Origin of the sequence: Actinomycetospora cinnamomea, assembly GCF_003096675.1 — a bacterium.
GTDB classification, from domain to species: Bacteria; Actinomycetota; Actinomycetes; order Mycobacteriales; family Pseudonocardiaceae; genus Actinomycetospora; species Actinomycetospora cinnamomea.
The window spans coordinates 134097-155873 of sequence record NZ_QEKW01000009.1 but is presented as its reverse complement, the minus strand read 5'-3'; the positions used below and the strand labels follow the sequence as shown (position 1 = coordinate 155873).

11 protein-coding genes are annotated in these 21777 nt (G+C 67.0%); 4 read left to right on the top strand and 7 right to left on the bottom strand.

Annotated features, from left to right (window positions below; translation table 11 throughout):
• Window positions 1-349 precede the first annotated feature (349 nt).
• Genes C8D89_RS17870 through C8D89_RS17850 form a run of 5 tightly spaced genes read right to left on the bottom strand, consistent with a single transcriptional unit; the run spans window position 350 to window position 8985 of the window.
• Window positions 350-3715 carry a DEAD/DEAH box helicase family protein gene (locus tag C8D89_RS17870; protein WP_116709476.1) on the bottom strand — a complete coding sequence of 1122 codons (3366 nt, stop codon included), beginning with the start codon at window positions 3713-3715 and terminating at the stop codon, window positions 350-352.
• Window positions 3715-4848, bottom strand: coding sequence for a restriction endonuclease subunit S (locus C8D89_RS17865; protein WP_116709475.1), 1134 nt, complete (start codon window positions 4846-4848; stop codon window positions 3715-3717). Before C8D89_RS17865 ends, C8D89_RS17870 begins: the two co-directional genes overlap by 1 nt.
• Window positions 4845-6308 (bottom strand): type I restriction-modification system subunit M, encoded by a 1464-nt coding sequence (locus C8D89_RS17860; RefSeq protein ID WP_116709538.1) that lies wholly within the window; start codon window positions 6306-6308, stop codon window positions 4845-4847. The genes C8D89_RS17865 and C8D89_RS17860 overlap by 4 nt, the downstream gene beginning before the upstream one ends.
• A 27-nt stretch (window positions 6309-6335) precedes the next feature.
• Window positions 6336-7472, bottom strand: coding sequence for an McrC family protein (locus C8D89_RS17855; protein WP_165825778.1), 1137 nt, complete (start codon window positions 7470-7472; stop codon window positions 6336-6338).
• Window position 7473: 1 nt separating this feature from the next.
• Entirely contained in the window at window positions 7474-8985 is a 1512-nt protein-coding gene (locus C8D89_RS17850; RefSeq protein WP_133251954.1) for an McrB family protein, read from the bottom strand.
• A gap of 369 nt (window positions 8986-9354) precedes the next feature.
• Between C8D89_RS17850 and C8D89_RS17845 the strand changes: the two genes are divergently transcribed.
• The 4 genes from C8D89_RS17845 (at window position 9355) to C8D89_RS17835 (ending at window position 15497) form a co-directional block, all read left to right on the top strand.
• Window positions 9355-9867 (top strand): hypothetical protein, encoded by a 513-nt coding sequence (locus tag C8D89_RS17845; RefSeq protein ID WP_116709472.1) that lies wholly within the window; start codon window positions 9355-9357, stop codon window positions 9865-9867.
• Between the two features lie 333 nt (window positions 9868-10200).
• Window positions 10201-11448: a hypothetical protein gene (locus tag C8D89_RS17840; protein ID WP_116709471.1), complete on the top strand. Its 1248-nt coding sequence runs from the start codon at window positions 10201-10203 to the stop codon at window positions 11446-11448.
• A gap of 573 nt (window positions 11449-12021) precedes the next feature.
• On the top strand, window positions 12022-12444 hold the full coding sequence (locus C8D89_RS31170) for a DUF6166 domain-containing protein (protein ID WP_423717145.1): 423 nt from the start codon (window positions 12022-12024) through the stop codon (window positions 12442-12444).
• Between the two features lie 464 nt (window positions 12445-12908).
• Window positions 12909-15497 carry a tetratricopeptide repeat protein gene (locus tag C8D89_RS17835; RefSeq protein ID WP_116709470.1) on the top strand — a complete coding sequence of 863 codons (2589 nt, stop codon included), beginning with the start codon at window positions 12909-12911 and terminating at the stop codon, window positions 15495-15497.
• Window positions 15498-16164: 667 nt separating this feature from the next.
• Here C8D89_RS17835 and mobF read toward each other — a convergent pair.
• Window positions 16165-20610 carry a MobF family relaxase gene (mobF, locus tag C8D89_RS17830; protein ID WP_116709469.1) on the bottom strand — a complete coding sequence of 1482 codons (4446 nt, stop codon included), beginning with the start codon at window positions 20608-20610 and terminating at the stop codon, window positions 16165-16167.
• 301 nt (window positions 20611-20911) lie between these two features.
• A complete protein-coding gene (locus C8D89_RS17825) occupies window positions 20912-21775 on the bottom strand; it encodes a hypothetical protein (RefSeq protein ID WP_133251953.1) in 864 nt (287 codons plus the stop codon).
• Window positions 21776-21777: the final 2 nt, after the last annotated feature.

Sequence of the window (21777 nt, the reverse complement as noted above, 5' to 3'; positions counted from 1 at the left end):
CAGTTCGACAAGACGGCGCTCTCCGAACAACGGCTTGTAAGACACCGGAAGTTGTGTCCCGAGACTCCTACCAGCGACTTTGTTCTCACTCGCGTCTCTCTGGAGGCTCCAGGAGTCCCCCATAGCCTCCAGTTCGCACCACGATCCACACCACGCGGGCGATCTTGAGTTGCCCTTGGAGCCCGGACCGCAGCTCGCCGCGGTCCACGACAGTGACCGTGCGCCAGTCTTGAGCGTGCGATCATGAGCTCCGGGGCACCCGAGACGACGCCTTCGGGAAGGCTCGCGGACGACGACTGGGCAGGACCGTCCTGGGCCGCCCGACCCCATCACCCCTAGCGGCCGCGGCTCAGGCCACGTCCGCAGGAGCAGCGTGGCTCTTCACCTCGTGAAGGATGTCGACGATCACATCGACGTCGGAGCTCGGGAAGTAGTGATCGATACCCGCCGAGGAGCGGTCGGTGTAAGGCGACTCGAAGAGCCGCCCTGGTTCCATCACGCCGTTGGCGGTCAGCTCGTCGACGATGAGGTTGACGAAGCGAATCTGGTCGACGCTGAACGTGCTGCCGTCGAGGTAGCCGGCGAAGGCCTCGGTCGCCGCTTGCCGATCGAGCCCGATGAGCGAGCGAACGAACAGCCCGAGCCCCTCGGCCTGCTGCGCCGCCGACTCGATGTCGTTCTGCTGTCCAGCGCCACTGGCCAAGAGCATCTCCTCGAGCGACGACAGATCCTCGGGCGTGAGCTGCCTGTTCCGCCGTAGTTTCTGGAGCGCCACGTGGTCATCGTGCTGCCGGAGGTAAGCAGCGGCCTTGGCGCGGAACCGTGCGAAGTCAGTGCTCGGAGTGATGCCGGGCAGGACGACGTCGACGGCGTCGCCGAGCTGGTCGGCGAAGTCGATGTAGACGGGGTTGCGCGAAGTCTTATCGACGAAGCGGACGAGCCCGCGGATGCGGAGACGCGCGAGTTCGAGCATCGGCAGGGTGACGTCGGTCCACCAATGCTCGCCCGCGACCTCGTCGAGCAGTTCCTGTTGCTGGGCCACCGCGGGAATTGCGGTCTTGCCAAGCAAGGCGGCGGCGACGTCCTGGATCTGCTCGCGGAGCCGTTCGGCGGTGACCGCGTCGCCTTCGAGCTGGGCGAGCTGACGACGCAGCACGAGAAGGTCGAAGCGCTTCGCGTCCTCCTCGTCCTTCGCTGCGGCCGACGGAAGGCCGGCGAGGTGGCTAAGGATCTGTTCGGCGTCGTCGTCCGAGACCGTCGTCCAGGCATCACGCTGCGCGAAGCGCTCCACCCATTGGCGGTGCGGACGGACGAGGACGTTGTCCAGGCTCATGCCGGCGACGAACTCGTGGAGAATCGTCGCGGCGCTTTCGCGCAATTCCGCGTGGGTGTGGGCGGCATCGAGGTGTACGACGAGGCCGAGGCGGGCCTCGAAGAGCCGCTGGGTCAGGGACTTCTGCAGTGAACCCTCAGCGCCTGGCAGGTCTTGGCTGAAGAACTCGAGGTTGCCGCAGAAGTCGAAGACGAAGAAGTCCTCCTTCGGGTGGCCCGGCCCGTAGAGGTCGGGGCGAAGCCGCGTTCCGCGGCCGATCATCTGCCAGAACTTGCTCTTCGACCGCACCGTTTTGAAGAAGACGAGGTTGACCACCTCGGGCACGTCGATGCCGGTATCGAGCATGTCGACCGAGACCGCGATGTGCGGGGGCTTCTCGACGGTGGAGAAGTCGTCGATGAGGTTTTGGGCGTAGTCCGAGCCGGAGGTGATCACACGGGCGAACGATCCGGCCAAGTGCGGCCACTGGAGGTCGAAGCGCTTCACGATGAACTCGGCGTGGTGCTGGTTCTTGGCGAAGATGATCGTCTTGCCGAGTCGGTCACCACCGGCGACCTTGTGGCCCTTGTTCATGACGTGTGCGAGGACCTGGTCGACAGTGTCCTCGTTGAACAGGAACCGGTTGACCTCTTCGGCGCCGACTGCGTCGGGCGCGCCGTCCTCTCCCCAGTCGAGCAAGTCCCACTGGTCCTTCTCCTCGGGACTTAGATCCGCGTAGCGGATGCCCTGCCGCAGGAACGTCGAGCCGACGGAGATCCCGCGGGCGGGTACGAGGTAACCCTGCTCCACGGCCTCGTCCAGACTGTAAGCGTCAGTAGGCACCCCGTCCTCGAGGTGGAAAAGGCGGTAGGTGTTGTGGTCAACCTCGTCTTTCGGGGTCGCAGTCAGCCCGACGAGCATCGAGTCGAACCAGTCGAAGATCGCACCGTACTTCTGGTAGACCGATCGGTGCGCCTCGTCGATCACGACGAGGTCGAAGTATCCGGGCCCGAACTTCCGCCGCCCGCCGTCGATCTCGTTGATCAGGTTGAGCATCGTCGGGTACGTCGAGATGTACACGCGGCCGTCGACAGCCTTCTCGGTGACCAGGTTGACAGTCGTCGCCGACGGCAGATGAGCCTTGAAGGCACTCAAGGCCTGGTTCACCAGCGCGGTACGGTCGGCGAGAAACAGCACCCGCTTGACCCAGTTCACCCTCATCAGCTGATCGACGAGCGCGATGACCGTGCGGGTCTTGCCCGATCCAGTGGCCATGACGAGCAGGGCGTCTCGCTGCTTGGCGTCGAACGCGCCGTCCACTGCGCGGATCGCCCGGTGCTGATACGGGCGCTCGACGATTCCGCCGTCAATCGGGGCGTCTGAGAGCGGCGTCCGGGTCTGCCGCCGCTGGATCATCAGCTCCAGCTCGTCGCGGGTGAAGAACCCCTGGACCTCCCGCGGCGGGTAGCCGGCCGCGTCGTCCCACACCCAGTGCTCGTAGCCGTTGGTGAAGAAGATGACCGGGCGGCGGCCGAACTGCTTCTCCAAGCAGTCGGCGTAGAGCCTCGCCTGCTCCTGCCCGTTCGAGGCGCTCTTGGTGGTCCGCTTGGCCTCGACGACGGCGAGCGGAAGACCGTCGGCGCCCCATAGCGCGTAGTCGACGTAGCCGGTCCCGCCGTTGTTCGGCATCCCGGAGACCGCGAACTCACGGTCCCGGGCGTCGGCGAGCGGCCAGCCGGCCTCGGCGAGCAGGACGTCGACGAATAGGTCGCGGGTCTCGGCTTCGGTATAGTCGTGGTCGTCGACCCTCGTCTTGGCCGACTGAGCGGCGCGGATCGTCGCCCGGAGCTCGGCGATCTCGGCGTCCTTCGCCTGCGCCAGCTCGTCCTTCTCCGCGAGCGCCTTCGCGTGGGCTTCGTCCTGCGCTTGAAACTTCTCGGCGAGCTTCGCGACCTCCTGCCGCGAGAGGGGCGCTGCTCTCGCGGCGAGCGCGGGGTCGAACTGCGTCTGCGTCGGCACGGTTTGGGGGTTCGCCGAGTACCGGAACGCGGCCCACACCATCACGTGGTGCAACTCCCGCAGGACGTCCCGCGCGGCTCGTGGAGGGATCGGCTGCGTGTCATGGACCGCGGTGTTGCCAAGCTTCCGTATCAGATTCAGCTTCTGGGCGATGCCCGCTCCGGCGACGGCTTTGAAGGCGGCTTCGTTGATCCGGGCCGAGAGGTCGTCCCTGTAGGGCGCTGGGAGGGCGAGCACGTCGTACAGGTGGCCAACGAGAATCTCCTCCGCGCGACGGGCGTAGAAGCAGGCGGAGCGCGGGTCGCTCGCCAGGTACGACTCGGCCCTCTCACAGTCGGGATAGACCGTCGGCATGGTCTCGCGAACGAAGTCGAAGTTGCCCATCAGAGTTCGCCCCCGAAGGCACGAGACTGCAGAGACCGAAGCATCTCTTCAATTGCCGCCAGAGATCGCTGAGCGTTCGAGCGCTCGATGTCGACCCGCTGCTTTCGCGCTGCGAAATCTCGTTGTACCTCAAGCGGCGGAAGAAGGATGTGGAATCTCTCCGCGACGCGCTGGTAGATAGTTCGATGAATAGAACCGTCACTCGCAGAGAGGAGATGCAGGCGCGAAAAGCGTAGTGCGGCCATCAGGTAGTCCGAGTCGAGTGAGTCGCCGGGGGTCCAATTGTGAAAGTCCTGGGATGTGGCCATGGGCCGCCCTAGCTTAGTCACGAAGCCGACAGATGCGGTCCTGGAGAAGCACACCGTGCCCGCGGGAAGGACCACCGCCGAGGAGTTCGCAATACCCGCTTCAGTAACCTTGGGCTCGACGTCCACGGCCATCCGACCATCAAGCTCTCTGATCTTCGGGAGCGAGACCCAAGGAATATCACCATCCCAGTAGCCTTGCCGCGTCCGATCCGGGGTGTGCCCGGTCGCCATCCGAGCGACGCGATTCAACGGAACCCATTCCCAGCCGGCAGAGTTCTTTCCTCGGCGAGCCGTGGTGACCGAACGCCAGTCGTCGTCTCCGACCAATTCGTGAAAGATTGACCGCTCGAGCAGGTCTAGATGATGGAGGGCCTTAGATCGCCACGAGCGAATCGCATCGACTTTGTCGAGAATCGACGCGATACGATGTTGCTCGACCAGTGGTGGCTTCGGTACGTCGATCCTCTTCAAGAACTTGAAGTGTCGAGAATAGCCTGCACTCGGAAGGTCGTAGGACCGCAAGTAGTGATAGACGAACTTCGGGTAGAATTCGTCGCGACAACGGAGAAGTTTAACACCGTCGGCCCCCATTGCGAATGGAAAGTCCACGTACTTGAACGCTCGCGTGTGGTCGCCGAACACGATGATTGGCCCATTCGTCCTAGCGAGGAGGTCGGCGCTGTCGGTGTAGCCGGCGATGAGCTTCTGTCCCTGATCGACCACGGGGTGGCGGCCATATTCCGAGAACTCTGCCCGAGGAATCTTTCGGTTCCCTGCTGAGACGTCCTCGACGGCGTCGAGAAATGGCACCATTGTGAAATTCACTTGAGCATCGTTCTCAACTCTTCCAGCCCCTCGGCAATCTGCCCTTCGAGGTCCTGGATATCGGCGATTATCTCGAGGGGGGACCGGTGCTCGGTTGCGTCAGTCACGACCTCCTTATATCTACTGAGCGATAGGTCATAGCTCTGAGCGACGATGTCGGCCTTCGTAACGACGAACGACTGCTCGGTGCGTGCGCGACCGTGTTCGGTCGTGGTACGCAAGGTCCAGCGGTTGAGGGCATCGGGCAAGTCGTTGGCCTGGACCGCGTTGCGCTTGTCGTCGAGGGAGAAGCCGTCGGCGCGGACGTCGTAGAACCAGACGTCGTCGGTGCCGCCGGAGTCGGTCTTCGTGAAGACCAGGACCGCCGTCGAGACCCCTGCGTAAGGGCGGAACACGCCCGACGGAAGCTTAACCACGGCGTCGAGTTTCTGGTCCTCGACGAGCGCCTTCCGTATCCCCTTGTGGGCCGTGGACGAGCCGAACAGCACGCCGTCCGGAACGATTACGGCCGCGCGACCGCCCGGCTTGAGCAGCTTGAGGAAGAGCGCGAGGAACAGCAGTTCCGTCTTCTTCGTCTTGACGACCCGCTGGAGGTCCTTCGAGGTCTCCTCGTAGTTGAGCGAGCCGGCGAACGGCGGGTTGGCGAGGATGACGCTGTACTTCGCCGTGTCTTCGCTCGCGCCCTCGGACAGCGAGTCGCGGTAGCGAATGTCGGGCGAGTCGATGCCGTGCATCAGCATGTTCATGCTGCCAATCCGCAGCATGGTCGAGTCGAAGTCGTAGCCATGGAACATGCCGCGGCTGAAGTGCTGCCGCACAGCTGGATCGGTGAGGACCGTGGAGTGGTTCTTCCGGACGTACTCCGAGGCCGCGACGAGGAAACCCGCCGTGCCGCAGGCGGGGTCGCAGATCGAATCCTCGGGGCCGGGCGCCATCATGGCCACCATGAGGTTGATGATGTGACGTGGTGTGCGGAACTGGCCGTTGACTCCGGCGCTGGCGAGCTTTCCGAGTAGGTACTCGTAGAGGTCACCGTTGGTGTCGCGCTCCTCCATCGGGATGTCGTCAAGCATGTCGACGACACGGGAAAGCAGCGATGGGGTGGGGATGGTGAACCGTGCATCCTGCATATGCGCGGTGTAGGTGGACCCGTCGCTACCGAGCTCGCGGAGGAACGGGAAAACCTCTTCGGAGACAACCTGGTACATGGCCTGTGGGCTCCCAAGCCCCTTGAAGCGGCTCCAGCGCAGGTGATCCGTGTCTTGCAGGAAGATCGGGTTCTCGAGACCCTGCTTCGTGACGCGCGCCTTGCGCTCCTTCGTCGTCTGAAGCTCGTCGAGTCGGCGGATGAAGAGCAGGTAGGTGATCTGCTCGATGACCTCGAGGGGGTTCGAGATGCCGCCGGACCAGAAGGCGTCCCACACCCGGTCGACCTTGTTCTTCAACTCGCCCGTGATCACGCGCACAGGGTAGTTGGCCGGTAGATCTCACTCCACGCCACGCGCCGCAAGGACCGGCAGACCGCGGAGCGCGATCGTCACCTCGCCCATCCCGACGGTCCAGCTCTCCCCCTGGCCCGGAAGCACCAGGACGCCGCGCTCGCAGCGGAGGCGCCGGCAGTAGGTGAAGACCTGGAAGAGGTCGTCGGTGCTCGGGCGACCGAAGTGCTTGTACTTGGCGTCGTAGACGGCGACCGGGCGGCCGTCGTCGTCGTACTCCACGACGTCGGCGTGACCGGTTGTGCGGTCCGGCGGCTCAGTGATCGGCACGGGCACCTGCCGAGCGACGCGGTGTTCGGAAGGGGCCTCGTCGGAGATCGCCTTCTCGACGTACGCCTCCCACACCTTCGGCATCGGGAACAGAACGGCGGCCCCCTGTCGGTCGACGCCCTCGGGAAGCAGGCTGGTCCCGCGGACGACGAGCACTGCGAGGTCGAACACGTCTCGGCAGTGGGCGGGCAGCCGGGGTCGCGCGAGGCGGATCGCGCGGTCGACGTCGACGGGCCGGCTGATGGCGGAGAGGGCGGGGACCATCGCCGTCAACCGACTACGAGTGCGTGGGCGCCGCAGCGGTGCTCGCAACAACAGGGCGTGGGCATGGGCCAGTACCTGGTTCACCGCGATGTCCTGGGTGATCCGCTGCGCTCGGGTGACAAGGCGGTCCGCGCGACCGGCGTGTCGGCGCAGGTGGGTGGCGACGTCGGGCCGGCCAGCGAACGGCGGCCGGGTGAAGGTGCGCTCGACGTACCCCTTCGGCAGGCCGCGACCGACGAGTCTCTCGAGCTCGTCGACGAACGCGACGGCGATGAGGTCGACGAGGCCCGCGTCGTCCTCACCGGAGGGGACGGGGTCGTCACGGAGGAGGGACGGCGCGCCGACGTAGGTGGCGAGCAGTGCCGTGAGCTCGGCGAGGTCGAAACGGCTGCGAATGTCGATCACGAGTCCGCTGGGTAGGCGGAGCCGCCCGACGAACGGCCCAGGAACGACGACGTGACGCCCGGTTCCTGTCGGGGTCACCGACTGCAAGACCCGCGCCTCGTCGCCGCGGGTCAGCGCGACGATCGCGCGGAGGTCCTCGGGCGCGAGGTCGGCCTCCTGGGGCGCGTACTCGCGGAGGCGGAGCACCTCAGCTGCCCTCGCCGAGCAGGAGGCCAACCTCCCGATCGAGCTCCTCCAGGCGATTGGGCCGGTCGAACCAGAGCTCTGCGAGGTAAGGGTGCACCTGGAAGGTCCAGGTGCGCTCCAGCGTCGCGGCGTCGTCGCTGTTCATCCAGTAGGAGTGGCCGGGCGCCGCCGGGTCCGCGCCGACCCGTTCTGCGATCAGGTCGAACACCCGGAGGGGCAGGTCGGACGGGTCGTCGTGGGCCTTGAGCCAGTGGGACAGGACCTCCCGGTCCGGGCGCAGACCAAAGGCGTGGAACCGGCGGCGCAAGGCGAAGTCGACAAGCGCGAGGCTGCGATCGGCGGTGTTCATCGTCCCGAGCAACAGCAGGTTCTCCGGTACCCCGAATGGCTCCTGCGAGTACGGGAGCCGGGCGGTCTGCCCCCGGTACTCCAGGAGCAGGAGGAGCTCGCCGAACACAGCTGCGAGGTCGGCCCGGTTCATCTCGTCGACGACGAGGACGAACCGCTCGTCCGGGGAAGCGGCGGCCTCGGCGCAAAGTGCGCGGAACAGCCCCGGCCGCACTGTGTACGTCAGCCCGCCGGAGCCGGGATCGACCTCGGGCCGGAGCCCCTCCACGAAGTCCTCGTAGGAAAAGGCGGGATGGAACTGCACGAGGCGGACGTGCTCGGGCGAGCTGGCGAGGTGGGCCGCGAGGTGTCGGGCGACCCACGTCTTCCCCGTGCCCGGTGGGCCGTGGAAGAACGCCTGCCGGAGCCGTCCCTCCATGAGCGCTCCCACCCAGTCGTCCACAGTCTCGACCGGCAGGTGGCAGGCGCGAGCGACGTCCGCACTCGTGGTCGGCGCGGCGGTCGGTGAGGTCCCCAACGGGCCCGGCGGGTCGACGACCGGATCGGGCGCGGTCTCGCCTCCGTCCTCGCGGGACGCGCGAAGAAGGGCCGTCAGGATGGCGTCGTGCTCCTGCGGAGCGACCTCCCAGGTTCGCCGCCACGCGAGGAGTTCGTCATTGAACCGCGCGTAGCCCTCGCCGCTACGGGCTGAGTAGGGCTTGTCGACGGCCGTCGCCACCCTTAGGCCGCGCATTGTGGCGTTGATGAGAATGCCGAAACGCTCCGGATCGCGGAGGTACATCATCATCGTCAGCAGCGACGAACCAGCGCCGTGGAGTTCGCTCCGGTTCTGGAGAACGCTGCCCACGAGCGTCAGAGCATCGGGCTCCGACGGACCCCACAACACGCGCATGGCGTCGTTCAGCTCGTCGATGCGCTCGGTGGCCCGCAAGATCGAGTAGCCCGTGAAAGCCGGTGAAAATCGGTTGAGCTTCACGACCCCCTGGACCTCATGGCGGTTGAACGCCGACCCGAGTTCCACGAACTCCTCGCGGGTCATGCGCCCAGCCCTAGCGTCGAGAAGACGCCGGGCCTCGTTCTCGGCCTCCACGCGGGCAGCGACGAAGCGCGGCCCGAACTCGTCGCGCACCTGATTCAGGACCTCACGCACGGACGGGTTGGTCATGGGCGCGGAGCGTAGGAGATCGCGAAGCGTGCCCGGGCAGGCCCTTGCGATCGACGGCGGGGCCCGCCCACCCCGCCGACGAGCGTGCTGCCTGCGTCGACGGGAGACTCGCGCACCGTCTCGGCCCGGCCAGTCCGCCCTCGACAGCTCGCGACCCCGAGGGTCTCGATTCAGACATGCTGGGCGCGGCAAGGTTCGAAGCTGCGACTGACGGCTCCCCGACGCCTCCCCGTACACGACGGGCGTCGCCCCTATGCGCTTGCGCGTCACCCGACGCCGAACTTCCTCACGGTGGCCGCTACCGTGCGTGCATCCAACCCATCCGGGGCGCCCGGGCTCCGTGCGGCCGCCCCATTGGAGGTTCGGCCGATGTCGGAGATCACCCGTCAGACCATGACTGATGCACTCGCCCGCCTTGCTCGCGAGGACGTCCCCGGAATGGAGCTGCTGACCCTCGACGCCGTCATGACATGGGTGTTCTCCGACGAGAACCCGCGCGAGAGTTACGACCGCTCACACGCTTCCCTACTCGGTGGCGTGCTGTTCACCGGCCTGGACGACGCGGCGACTGTCGCCCTGAATGACCAGCCGCCAGAAACCGAGACGATCGCCCGGGCACGGGACCGGCTGGTGGAGGGCGCGCACGAGCTCGCGTCCCACGGCGAGGCCGGCCTCGACATGCTCATCGAACGCAGGATCGTACCGGCCACCATCGGAGAGCTGGAGCGCTCCGTGGACAGCCCCACCCAGCAAGGCGCGTGCACCTGGGCCTACTTGCTCTATGCCATCGCAATGGGCGAGCGACAGGACCAAGATGAGCAGATCATGGCCGGCATCTTCGAGTCGTTCGATGCCTGGAACGCGCTGCTCTCGGCACAGTGAGCGTCTGCGTCCGTTGCGGGCAGCGCCGCTGGGTGTAGGGGGGGCGTCCGAACGGCCGGAACTCCGGAAACGATGGCCGCCCCGCTCCCGATCTAGTCAACGGGCCTCTGCTTGCTCGACGTCACCCAGCGCCAGTAGCTGGGCCCGCGCGATGAGATCATGCTGCCCCGGACGAGACCGCTGCCCACCGCCGCAAGCGAGCGTCGATCAGTACCGCCGCCAGGCTCGATGATCGTTACGCGAAGTTACAGGACGCCACTCGTCCAGGGTCGGTGTCGAACCGTCGAAGCCGGAAACAGCCATGGTGTCGAGTGCGCGAGCGGGGGAGGCCAGGTGCCGGACAGGGCCGAGGTAGTGGTTTACGAGGGCGACGACGATGACGACCAGGTCGTGGCCTGGGCTGAAGGCGGTCGGCTCATCGTCACGGGCGAAGCGCTGGCGGTCGATGCCTTCATCGCCGACCTCAAGCCGGACAGGACCCTCGACCTCGAGTCGGTCAGGGCGCTCTCGACAGGGGTCGCTTCCTTCGCCACTCCCCAAGCCGTGCAAGCAGGAATCGTCGCAAAACGCTACGTCGAGCTCGGCGTCGAACGATGGAAGCAGCTCGCGCCAACAGCCGAGACCCGCAGTGAGCTCCGCAAGATCACAAGAAGCGTGAAGACTGGTCGGTTCGTCTCCAACAAGCCCGTCAAGAGCATCGCTACAGCCACTCAGCCCGAAGTTCTCATCGCCCTCGCTGCGATCCAAATGGCGATCCAGTCGCTGACTGACGCTGTCGAGGAGGTGGCGAAGAACGTCGACGACCTCAAGCGTCTCGCCGAGACCACGGAGGTCGGCAACCTCGCAGGCTTGTATCGCGTCCTCGCTAATGCCCGAGCGCAGGTCGATCGGACCGGTACCATCTCCCGCACGACCTGGGAGTCGATCGCGACGCACGAGGTGACCGCCCAGCAGTCGGCGGACCGCCTGCGCGCTTACATCCGCCGGATCCTTGAGGACATGCCGCTGGCGAAAGGCATCGGCGACCGTCAGGATTTCGCCCGCAGGCTCGTGAAGGAAGGGACCATCCGACGCTCGCTGCGCCTCCTCGTGCTCGCCGAGCAGTGCCGGCTGTTGTGGCGCTCGCTGAAGCTGGACGAGGTCCGCGTCGCGGAACCAGAGCATCTCGAGTCGGAGGCGGAAGCTGCGAAGGCGCTGCTCGCCGAGAACGCCAAGGTCGACCTCGAGTTGGTCAACGCGCTCCGCGACAGCGTCGCTCGGCTGACGAAGGTAACCCCCCTCGATGGGGTGCGCCTACGCACCCGGGGCGAACTGCCCGCTGCCGCCACCGAGCTTCGGTCACAGATCGACGAGTTCGCGACAGCTCGGAGCCAGCAATTCGACTCGTGGGCGCCAGATGACACCCCCGGCTTGAAGGATGCAGCTCGCGAGGTTAGGGACATCGCGAGCCGCGCGACGAGGAAGAGCCGACAGATCGTGGGCGGACGTATCGGTGACTTCGCATCGTGGGTATCGGGCCCGGCCGAAGAAGAAGAGAAGGCCGGGGCGAGCCGGCGACCGCGGCCCCCTGATCCCAAGTAAGACACGCCGGCAAGTGAGGCGCTCGGTTGTCACGTGCTCGCCTCGTCACGGTCGGTGAAACGGTGGGCGCGGCAGGATTCGAACCTGCGACCGACGGCTTGTAAGAACTCGGGAAGGCGCTTCTCAAGCCTGCTACCAGCGTCTTTGTTGTCGCTCGCGTGGCTCTGAGCGCTCCACGAACCTCTCGTGGCCTCTAGTTCGCACCACGATCCGCACCACGGGAGCGAAGCCATGGCTCGCCTGACGACGACCAGTCAGAGCACCTGGCCGCCACCGAGCCCGCCCTGACGGCCTGTTCTTGATCTTCGACGGCGAGGACGAGGCCCGCGACCCGCACGACGCTCTGGAGGTGACAGCCAACGCACCTCTGAGTGGCTCGAGTCGCCCCTCGCGGAGAGCCGCCGAACCTCCGCCCTCTGGGGCCGAGCTGCACCTCACCACCCCGAGGGCTTGACCGTGGACTGGCGCCACCGGCCGGCGTGCGGCACGGGAAGCAGAAGCGAGGCGAAGCAGACCTAGCTCGTCCTCGGATGGACGAGCAACGAAGTACTCGCGCCGAACGATGACCAACACGTGCTTGCTCCTAAGAGCCCGTCCGACTGGACCTACCACGGCTACAGCCTTGGTCACGACGTTGACGACGAGCCATTCCGCATCGATGTAGTCACAACCCAGCTCGACGGACCGCCAGATCGGCGCGAGCACCTTCGGAGTCTGTCCCGGGAGGGAGGGCCGTTTAACTGGGGGTACGAGGGCGGCGGGCCGCACAACGCAGCCAACGCTATGCTGGCCGATGCGCTCGAGTTGGACGAAGCGCCACCCGAACTCGTTCTCTGCTACTGCGCCGACGTGGTTTCACAGCTGCGCAGCCCTTGGCGCCTGCGCCGCGGCGCGGTCCTCCGCTACGCTCGCGGTTGGTTTGCAGAGCAGGGGAGCCAAGCGATGCCAGCTGCCTTGCGACAAATCCCACCTGCCTTGCCAACGTGGGATGACTAGTAGCCCGGCGGCTCGTAGGAACAACTGACTCTTGCTCAAGACGCCTCACGGAGACTTGCCCGACGGGAGCGCCGCCACCAAGCACGTGGCAGTGTGCCCGCAGGTTCAGAAGACGCGACAACATCCGCATCAGCCTCGAGGATGGAACGCCATATGACTCGCCGAAACTGGTTCCTGGCGGTTGTGATCGGCTGCGCGTTCACGGCTGTGCTCGGTGGGTGGACTTACTACCTGTCGGGCCAGACTCTCGACGTCATGGATAAATCCTCTAGCATCTTGTCGGGGATCCTAGCAATTGTCAGTCTCTTCGTCACCGCTCTAGCGATCGTGCAAGCGGCTCGCTCTAAGCCAGCGCCGCCGAACAGAGAAGCGACAGAACAATCACGAACTCTTGAGGCCGGCGATGTCTCAAACTCAAACATCACCCTGGGAGACAATAGCCCTATCACTCGACGAGACCGCTGATGGTTCGCGACGGCCGCCGATCAATCCAGATAGAGAACGCTACCAGCTCGTTGATAACCGTCGGCGACAATAGTCCGATCTCGGTGACGAGAGCTGACGAGCCGATCTTCGCACTCCAACCCCTTCAGGCGATCTCGTCGGTCTCCCGAACAGCCAGCCCTGCGCGCCTCCTAACGCCGCGCTACGAGCTTGTGGGTTTTGTCGGACGCGACCAAGCTGTCGGAGCCGCCAAGCAGTGGCTGAAATCCGAAGACAAGCATTCTGCGCGACTGTTAACGGGCGCGGGCGGACAGGGTAAGACACGCTTCGCGATACACTTGGCGAGATTGGCCGCCGACGAGGGATGGGCGACCCTCTTCGCGCGCCACAAACTGGATGGGGGCCTCCTCGCGCCAAGAGCCCAGGATGAGAGTACAACCGAGCGCGATGATTGTGACACCCTAGCAACACTTGTTGTGATCGACTATGCAGAGCGGTGGCCTCGGGACGACCTCCTGGAGCTCCTCAGCAGAGTAGACACGCGTGGCGGCAAGGTTCGATTCTTGCTGCTCGGCCGGTCGGGCTGGTTCTGGCCAACTCTCGCAAGGACTTTGGACGACGCCGGGTTCTCCACCAGCAGAGACAGTCTGCCCGCCTTCAGCGACGTCGACGACCGGTTACGGATGTACCTAACCGCACGAACAGCTTTCGAAACGGAGCTGTTTGGAACGCTCGGGCGGGCAAGCGACCGACAACCCACACTTCATCCGCCTGCTTTCAGCTCGCCGCTTGCGATACAGATGTCGGCCTTGATCGACACCCTTCGAGCCGAAGAGGACGGTCTGAATCCGACGTCTCGCGAGTCTCCCCCTGATGATCCGACATTACTCACGCGCGAACTCTTGGTGCGCGAGGTCCAACACTGGAACGGACTCCGCACGGCCTCGCCACCGCCGATCTCCATCTCGGATCGAGATATGGCCTGCGCGGTCGCCGTCGGAACTCTGTGCAAAGGACTTACCCCAGAAGATGCACTCCATCTACTTCCTGCACTGAACCTCGGTAATGATGCCAAGACCATCGTGCGCGATCACAGTGTGCCGTACCCGTCCGCGACTAGCGGTCAAGTTCTCGAACCACTTCAACCGGATCGCCTCGGGGAGGATTTCTTAGCATCATTCCTTCCTGGAGACAACTACCCTGAAGACAGATTGCTGGACCTACTTCGTGATCCGTTCGCGCCGGACCTACTTGCGGAAGTACTCGATCGGCAGACGCCCGCCCAAGGTCGGGTTGTACCACTTGTGGTCCTGATCGAGGTCGCACGCCGATGGCCCCACGTCGCTGCTCGCTTGTACAACTTCCTAAGTGAAGATCCCGGCAAGTTGATCGCCTACGGCGCTGAAGCAATCGCTCGAGCCGCTCCCATCCCGGCCCTGCGCCCCTTGATGCCACGGCTGGGAGAGGTTATCGGTGAGATCGTTGGAGTCCGCCAGCATGTCGACCTGGATGTGGCGGCACTGCTGGTCCAGGAACAGATCGTCGAGATTGAACGCCTCGACAACCAGGGCCCTACGCCCGGCTTAGCAAGCTCTCTCAACACTCTGTCGATCAGGCGCTTCCGAGTCGGCCAATACGACGAGGCGATTGACGCATCACAAGAGTCGATCAACTTATGGCGTCAGCTCACTGTAACTGACCCCGTCACCTACACGATTGAGTTAGCTCGCGCGGTCGGGAATTTGGCCGCCACTCAGGCCGAACTCGGAGACTTCCGACTTGCCTTCGAGAATTCCGAACTTGAGCTATCTCTCACGCGGCAAGCTGATCGATACCACGGAGGCGCCTTCCGCGGAGAGGTGGCGAGCGCACTCTCAAATCAAGCCAGCTACCTCTCCTCTCAGGGCGAACACGGCCGAGCTCTAGCTATTTCACGAGAGTCTGTCGCTCTACACGAGGCCCTCCTCAGAGAAGATCGTCAGAGTCACCTTTCCAATACCGCAGCGGCACTTGAGAGCTTCGGTCGAGTTCTCCATCACCTTAACGATAAGCATGAGTCAACCAGCACCTTCAGGCGCGCCATGGATATGCGACGCGAACTCGCAGAGATGGACCCACCTAGCCACCTTTCCGGTTTGGCGTCGTCGCTCACCAACCTTGCTATCTCTCTTGAATCCTTCGCTCCAGGCGATGCCTTCGATGTTGCCATGGAGAGCGTTGAATTGTTTCGAACCTTGCATCGTAGAAATGAGCGCGCTTTCGCCGGTAAGTTGGCTTCGGCGCTCCATGTGAAGGCAACGAGTTTAGTTCTACTGAATCGCATAAGCGAGAGTATCGCGATCTTCGACGAGGCCGTCGAACTACACCGGGCAAGCGCGCGATCTCAGCGCGCGGAGTTTGCGGCCCCGCTTGCCGAATCGCTTTTCTCGCAAGCGCTGGCCCTACTGAGCGTCGGGAGCATGCACGAAGCCCTTGCGTCGGCCAGAGAGGCTGTCTCGCTGTACGAGCGCCTGTCGACACGCGACCCGGAACTGTTTGGACCCCGCCACGCTGAGACTAGGCACCTCATCCACGCAATATTGCACGACCTCGACGGACCTGGCGACTAGTGCTCGATGCTCATTCAGCCTCTGCGCGCAACGTGCGAATCTCCGATCAGCAACTGAAAGTTCAAGACCGCCAGCGCAATTATTGCACGGGGCCAATGGGAACCGCGGTTGGTGCTAGTCGTCGCGGTTACGGCCTGTTCCCTGCGCCTGCCAGCACGAGAAAGAGATCGTCAAGTTCTTCGTTGACTTGCAGTACTCAGCGTCGACTCGCATCTGTCGCTGAGCGATGTCATCCTCTGCCGATGGAGGTAACGCAGTCAGACGTCGTCGGGATCCCTGTCGGTAACGTGCGCGTGCCTCGGCAAGTGTTCGTCGCTCAATGGCAGGCTGCGAGCGCTCGTGACGCGGAGCAGGCGGCTCAAGGCGTAACGGACTGGTACGCGGGCGCGGTCGCGTTGACCTGCCGCTGGATGGCGGCTGCCCCGACCCGAACACGGCGTGGCGGTGGTCTAACCCGCTCGCCTGCCACGCGGAGGAGGGCGCTGGCCTACGAGGAGTTAATCGAGGAGGAGTTCCTCGCGGCGCAGGACCTCGAGCAGCGGCGTCCGGACCTTGCCTCTCGCCCAGGGTGGTGTGACGGTGTGCGAGCAACGTTGCGGTGGGCTTGGCGTGCGGAGGGTCCGCCTCCATTGAAGCTGCCGGCGACCGCCCACGGCGACATGATCGATCACACCTCGGCCTGATCGAACGCGTCGACGTCATCGTGGTCGGCGCCCTCGTCAGTGCCCGTCTCGTCGGAGTGGTCGTCGGTCTCGTCCCGCACCTGCCACTCAGCGAGCTGGTCGGCACGGTGTTGCTCTTCCTCGCGCGCGTCCATCTCCTCACGAGACCGCATCTCGGCGAGGGCTCGGTTGGCGCGTTCGATGGCTGCTGAGGTCTCGTCGGCGGTCGGCACCCGGATGTTGTCCTCGGCCACCTGAGCCGGCTCCGCGTCAGCGACCTCGCGGATGTCGGGCCCGGGCGGCGCGTGCGCGCCCTGCTGCTCGTCCGCGGCTGGCTCGTCGTCGAGGACGTCGCTCGCCTCGGGCTGATGCCGCTCCGCCCGGTCCCTTTCCTTGGCGTTGATGTCTTCGGGCCGATCCGTGACGTCGGCATCAGTCACATTGCGGTGGGCCTCCTCGTCCGCGACGGCCTGGCGGTGCGCGGCGAGCCACTCCTCGGCGGTGACCTCGGGCTCGGGCGTTACGTCATCGGCGTGGCGGGCGGCGAGCTCGGCCTTCGCGCGTCCCGCAGCCGCACGAGTCCCGGCGGTATGCGCGAGCCAGCGCGAGCGCGCGTCGTCGAGCTCGGCGAGCTCGCTAGCGCGAGCCGTGAGCGTGCCTGCGAGCGCTTCCGTCGCGTCGGCGGCCTCGCGCAGGCGGGCCTGTTCGGCTTCGTCAGCGGCGGCCTGAGCCTCGGCGCGGCGGAGTTCGGCGTCCTGGCGGGCGCGCTCGGCGGCCTGGTTCGTGCCGGCGAGCTCGTTGGCGACGTAGCGCGGCGCCCAGGCCGCTTCGCGTTCGTGTGCCCGGACCCGGACCCGGAGCTGCCCGTCAGAGAGCTCGAGCTCCTCGCGATCGATGTCGGGGCGGCCGAGCGCTTGCCAAGCCGCGCGGTAGGAGGCGTACGCCTCGACCTTGCCTGGTGCGGGCGCGGGACCGAGGGCGTCGTCGGGATCGTCGTAGCCCTGCAGCTCGCGCCAGTTGCCGACGGTGCCGGCCGCGTCGAGCCACTCCTCTCGTTCCTGCGCCTGGTCGGGCACGGGACCGAGCGACTCGGTCAACCAGGGCGGGGGTGCCTCGGCCAATTGCTCGGCGAGCTCGGCGGAGCGCTGGTCGGCGGCGTCGGCGAGGGTCTCGAGGTAGCGGTTCCAGTCGGCGCGTCCGGTCGCAGGGCTCCATTCGCGCCAGGTCGTGCCCTGCGGGTCGAACGTGTGGGCGTCGCGGATGCGGGCGTGGATGACGTTGGTCAGGTTGCGGGCGCCGTCGAGTGGGCGGTCGGTGACCGCTTCGCGCAGAACCTGTTCCGCGCCCTTGCCGGCGATCTCGGCGCGCCGCAGTACGCGGGTCAGCGAGGCGGCGCCGTCCTCGGCGGCGAGCTGGGCGCGGTCGTCACCGGTGATGACACCATCGGCAGCCAAGCGGTCGAGCCAACGGCCGGTGCGTTCGGTGGCGGCGAGGGCCGCGGCGTCGGCGAACAGCTCGCCAGCGGTGCGGGTCGTCGCGGCGTCGGCGGCAGACTCGGTGGCGATGGCCAGCGCGGACTGGGCGTCGAGGCCGTCGTCCTTACCCATCACTGCGGCGAGGACGGCGACGGGGTCGCGGTGCAGTGAGTGGTCGGCGGCGAGGCCACGGGCCGGGTCGGTGGGTCCGGTGATGGTGGTGACGTGGGCGGTGTTCGCGTCGCGGCCCCGGGTCAGGCCGACGTAGGCGGCGGCGCGGCTCGTGGCCGGCGTGGCGACGAGGTGGCTGGTGTCAACGGTGGCGCCCTGGGCGGAGTGGACGGTGCCCGCGTAGGCGAGAGAGAGGTCGGCGGCGACGTACTCGGCGGGCAGCACGATTTCCTGCTGAGCTGTGGTCGGAGAGGTGTCAGTGAGGACGACGGTGAGCGAGCCGTCGTCGCCGATGGCGGTGACGCGGTAGGTCTCGCGGTTGATCGGGCCGCGTTGGTTGCCGGCGTGGCCGGTGAGTTCCCAGCCGTTGCGGCGGGCGGCGACGAGGTCGCCGATGCCGGCGTAGGTGCCATCGCGACCCAGGAAGGCGCCGTGTTCGGTGACGCGTCCGAGGCGGACGAGCTCGGCGCGTAGGGCGGCGTTGAGCCGGTCGGCTTGGTCATTGGTGTCGACAACGAGGAGCGAGCGGCGCCCGGCGAGGGTGTCGGCGAGCCAGGCGCGGGAGGCGGAGGCTTCCGCGGCGTCGAGGGTGCCGGCGTCGAGGAGGCGTCCGTGGCGGTGGTAGTCGCGCACGACGGTTTCGTCGCCGTCGCGCAGCCGCAGGGAGGCGGGGCCTTCCCAGTCGTGGCGGAAGCGGCGGGCCTCGGCGAGCTCGTAGCGGGTGCCGGTCTGGGCGACGAGGTCTATGGCGCCGCCAGCGCCGACGGCGGCGAGCTGGCGGTGGTCGCCGACCAGCAGCAGCTTCGCGCCGGCAGCCTCGGCACGGGCGTGGATGGCGGTCAGCGCGGCGGTGTCGGTCATCGCGGACTCGTCGACCACGACGAGGTCCCCGGCGTGCAGGGCCCACGGCGCGTCGGCCGGGTGGGGCCGGTCAGCATGGTCCAGTCGGTCTTGGGTCTTGAGCCAGCGGGCGACGTTGCGGGAGGTGAGGCCTTCGTCGGTGAGGATGTCGGTGGCGGCCTGGCTGGTGGCCAGCCCGAACACCCGCCCGGCGCCAGCCCCGCGCAGGTCGGGGTCGGACCAGCCGCGGGCGATCATGCCGACCACGAAGCTCTTGCCGGTGCCGGCCGGGCCGATGAGGGTCTCGACCTTCGCCCCGGAGGTGAGCACCCCGCGGACTGCGGCCTCCTGGTCGGCGCCGAGGTCGATGCCCTCGCCCTGCAACCGAGCGAGGAAGCGGTCGGCGATAGACCGCGGTGCCGCCGCGGCGTCGCCGCGGCGGCCGGCGGCGACGACCGCGCGTTCGGTGTGCACGTGGTCGGGCGTGGCGTAGAGCCGTGCCCCGGGGGCTTGGTAGGCCGACGAGCCGTCGGCCAAGCGCAGCTCGTCGGGCAGCTCGTCGGCACCGGGGCGGGCGGCGTCCAGCGGCGTGGCGAGGGCGATGCCCTGGTCGGTGAGCCGGTCGAGCAGGGTCGCAACGTCCTCGCCGTCGGCGATCCCGAGGGTGTCGGGCAGGGCATCGTTGATCGCCCGAGTGAGATCGGCGCGGGTCCACCCGGCCTTCTTGGCCTGCACCTCGGCCAACGCGGTCTCCAGCACCGCGGTCGGCGACCACGACTGCGCCGCCGGCGGGCCGTCGTGGCGGGCGGCGAGGACGTCCTCGGCGACGCCACGTAGCCCGCCGGCGACCTCGTCGCGCAGCTGGCGGTCGATGCGGTCGAGCAGCTGCTCGCGGGTCTCGCCCTCGTGGGACTTCGCACGTCGGGTGGCCATGGTCGCCTGGCGGGAGAGCCGGTCACGTTCGAGGCCGTTGGCCTCGCGACCGTGGCGGGCCTCGAACTCGGCGATCAGCTCCGCGGCCCTGGCGGTGACCGCGCGGCGGCGCGAGGAGAGCAGTTCAGTGGCGGCCTCGTCGACCCCGATGACCTCGCGGGCCTTGCCGTCGGGCCGCATCGCCAGCCGGACCCCGAGGGTCTGGCTGAGGCGCTCCTCGGTGGTGCGTTCCCCGACCGCGGCGGCGGCCGGGCGGAAGCGGTAGATGCTGCGCCCGTCGAGGGTGCGCCACTGCCCGTCCGGGCCCTCGACCCGGTTGAGGATCGGGTTGTGGATGTGCAGCTGCGGGTCATGATCACGGGAGTCGTGCTGGAAGAACGACGTGACCACCCAGTCGTGCGCGTCGACGTAGCGCCCAGCCGCTCCCCCGTGGTGCCCGACGCGGGCATAGCCGGCGCGCTCGGACAAGTAGGACAGGGCGGCGTTGTTGCCGGCCCAGATGGCGTCCTCGAGGGCCTGGCGGTACTCGCCCCACGCCGCCGCGGCCTCGTCATCACCTGCCGCCTGTGCGGCGACCTCCTGGGCCTCGAACGCGGTGTGCAGCACCGTCACCGACTTCTGAACGCTGAACGTCGCGTCCAGGAAGGCGACGTTGTGGCGGGCCTGCTTGCCCGCCTCGACGCGCAGTTCGGCCCGGCGTTCAGCCGACGCGTCCGGCTCGCGTTCAAGCGCCGCGGCGTACAACTCGTCCTCAGTGGCGTACCGGCGCCCGCGGTGACCGAGGGTCGGGCCCTCGTCCCACCGATCCGGGTCTCGGAAGGCTTCGTGGTGCGGGTCGAGGAAGTGCTCGTAGACCGCGCGCATGTCCTGGGGGTCGACCAGGCCCGTCAGCCCGAGCTTCTCCGCGCCTCTCCCCCACCAGCGACCCGGCGGCTCGCCGTCGGTGACAGCACCGGTGTAGTAGTTCTCGCGGCCGGCGGCCACTTCCTTGAGCAGGTAGTCCGGCGAGTAGCCCGACGCGACGCTCAGCATCCGGACGACCAGCTCAAGATCGATGCCGACTCCGAGCCAAGATCAACGGCGTGCGCGGGTCGATGGCAGCGGTTTCCGGGCCGGCCGAAGGCCGGCTCGTGCCCGGGGATCGTGATGCATAGGTGTGCAGCTCTTGATCTTTCCCTTGATCCTTTCGTTCTTGGGTCTTGTTGCTCGTGTCTGGCCGTCTGTTCGGCGTACTGATCGGTGTCGGGAAGTGATGTCGCTCTTGGCTCTTGCTCTTCTGCTGGCCGGTGGGTCTGGTCGGTGCTGCTGGTCGTGGTGATCGGCGCATCGGTGGTCACGGGTGGGCCTCGTCGGTGGTGTCGGGGTCGGTGGTGTTGATCAGGTGCAGGGGCAGCGGTCGGCCGCGGAGCGCTTTGAGCGCAGCGGCGGCGGTGCCGCGGGAGACGCCGGCGGCGGTCTCGAGCTCGGTGACCGTCGGCCAGGCGCCATGGCGCTGGGCGTGCCGCGAAGCGGCTGCCTCGGCCCGGTCGCGCGCCGGTGACGGCGCGGCGCGGGGCGTCGAGGCGCTCGTCGGAGCGCGGCCGGCGCACTCCGGCTCGGCGTCCTCGACCTCCGCGTCTCCTGGCGGGTGAACGGCGCCGAGGAGCGTGTCGGGTTGTACGAGGGGCGGAGTGAACGGGGGCCGTTGAACGCCGTGGTGCTGAACGGACACCACGGCGAACGCTGGGTCCCGCGGCGGCGGGGGCTGAACGGCGTGATCGGGGTGCGCGGTCGCGAGCAGGTAGAGCAGGTGCGCGACGACCGCCGCCGCGATCGCCGGCCAGGCGCCGACCCCAAACCGCAGTGCCGGCGCGACCTCGACCGCCGGCCCGCCGGCAAGGTAGGCGGCCTGGGCGAGCCCAGAGAGCCCGGCCGCCGTGACGACGACCGACCACGCGTAGCGGGCCGCGCCGTCGCGCAGACGGGCGGTGGCGCTGTAGGCCACCAGGGCGAGCCCGTCGGTGATCAGCGGGTAGAGCCACGCGATCCCGGTCGGCACCCGCGCCGCGACGGCGACCTCGAACAATCCGTGGGCGGTGGCGATGGCCGCGCCGAGCGCAACCGCCAGACCTGGGAGCCAGAGCAGCGCGCCCCTCGCGCCCGCTCGGGGCGCCTGGTTGTCGACGTCGCCCACAGGGTCGGTCTGATTCCCGGCCACCG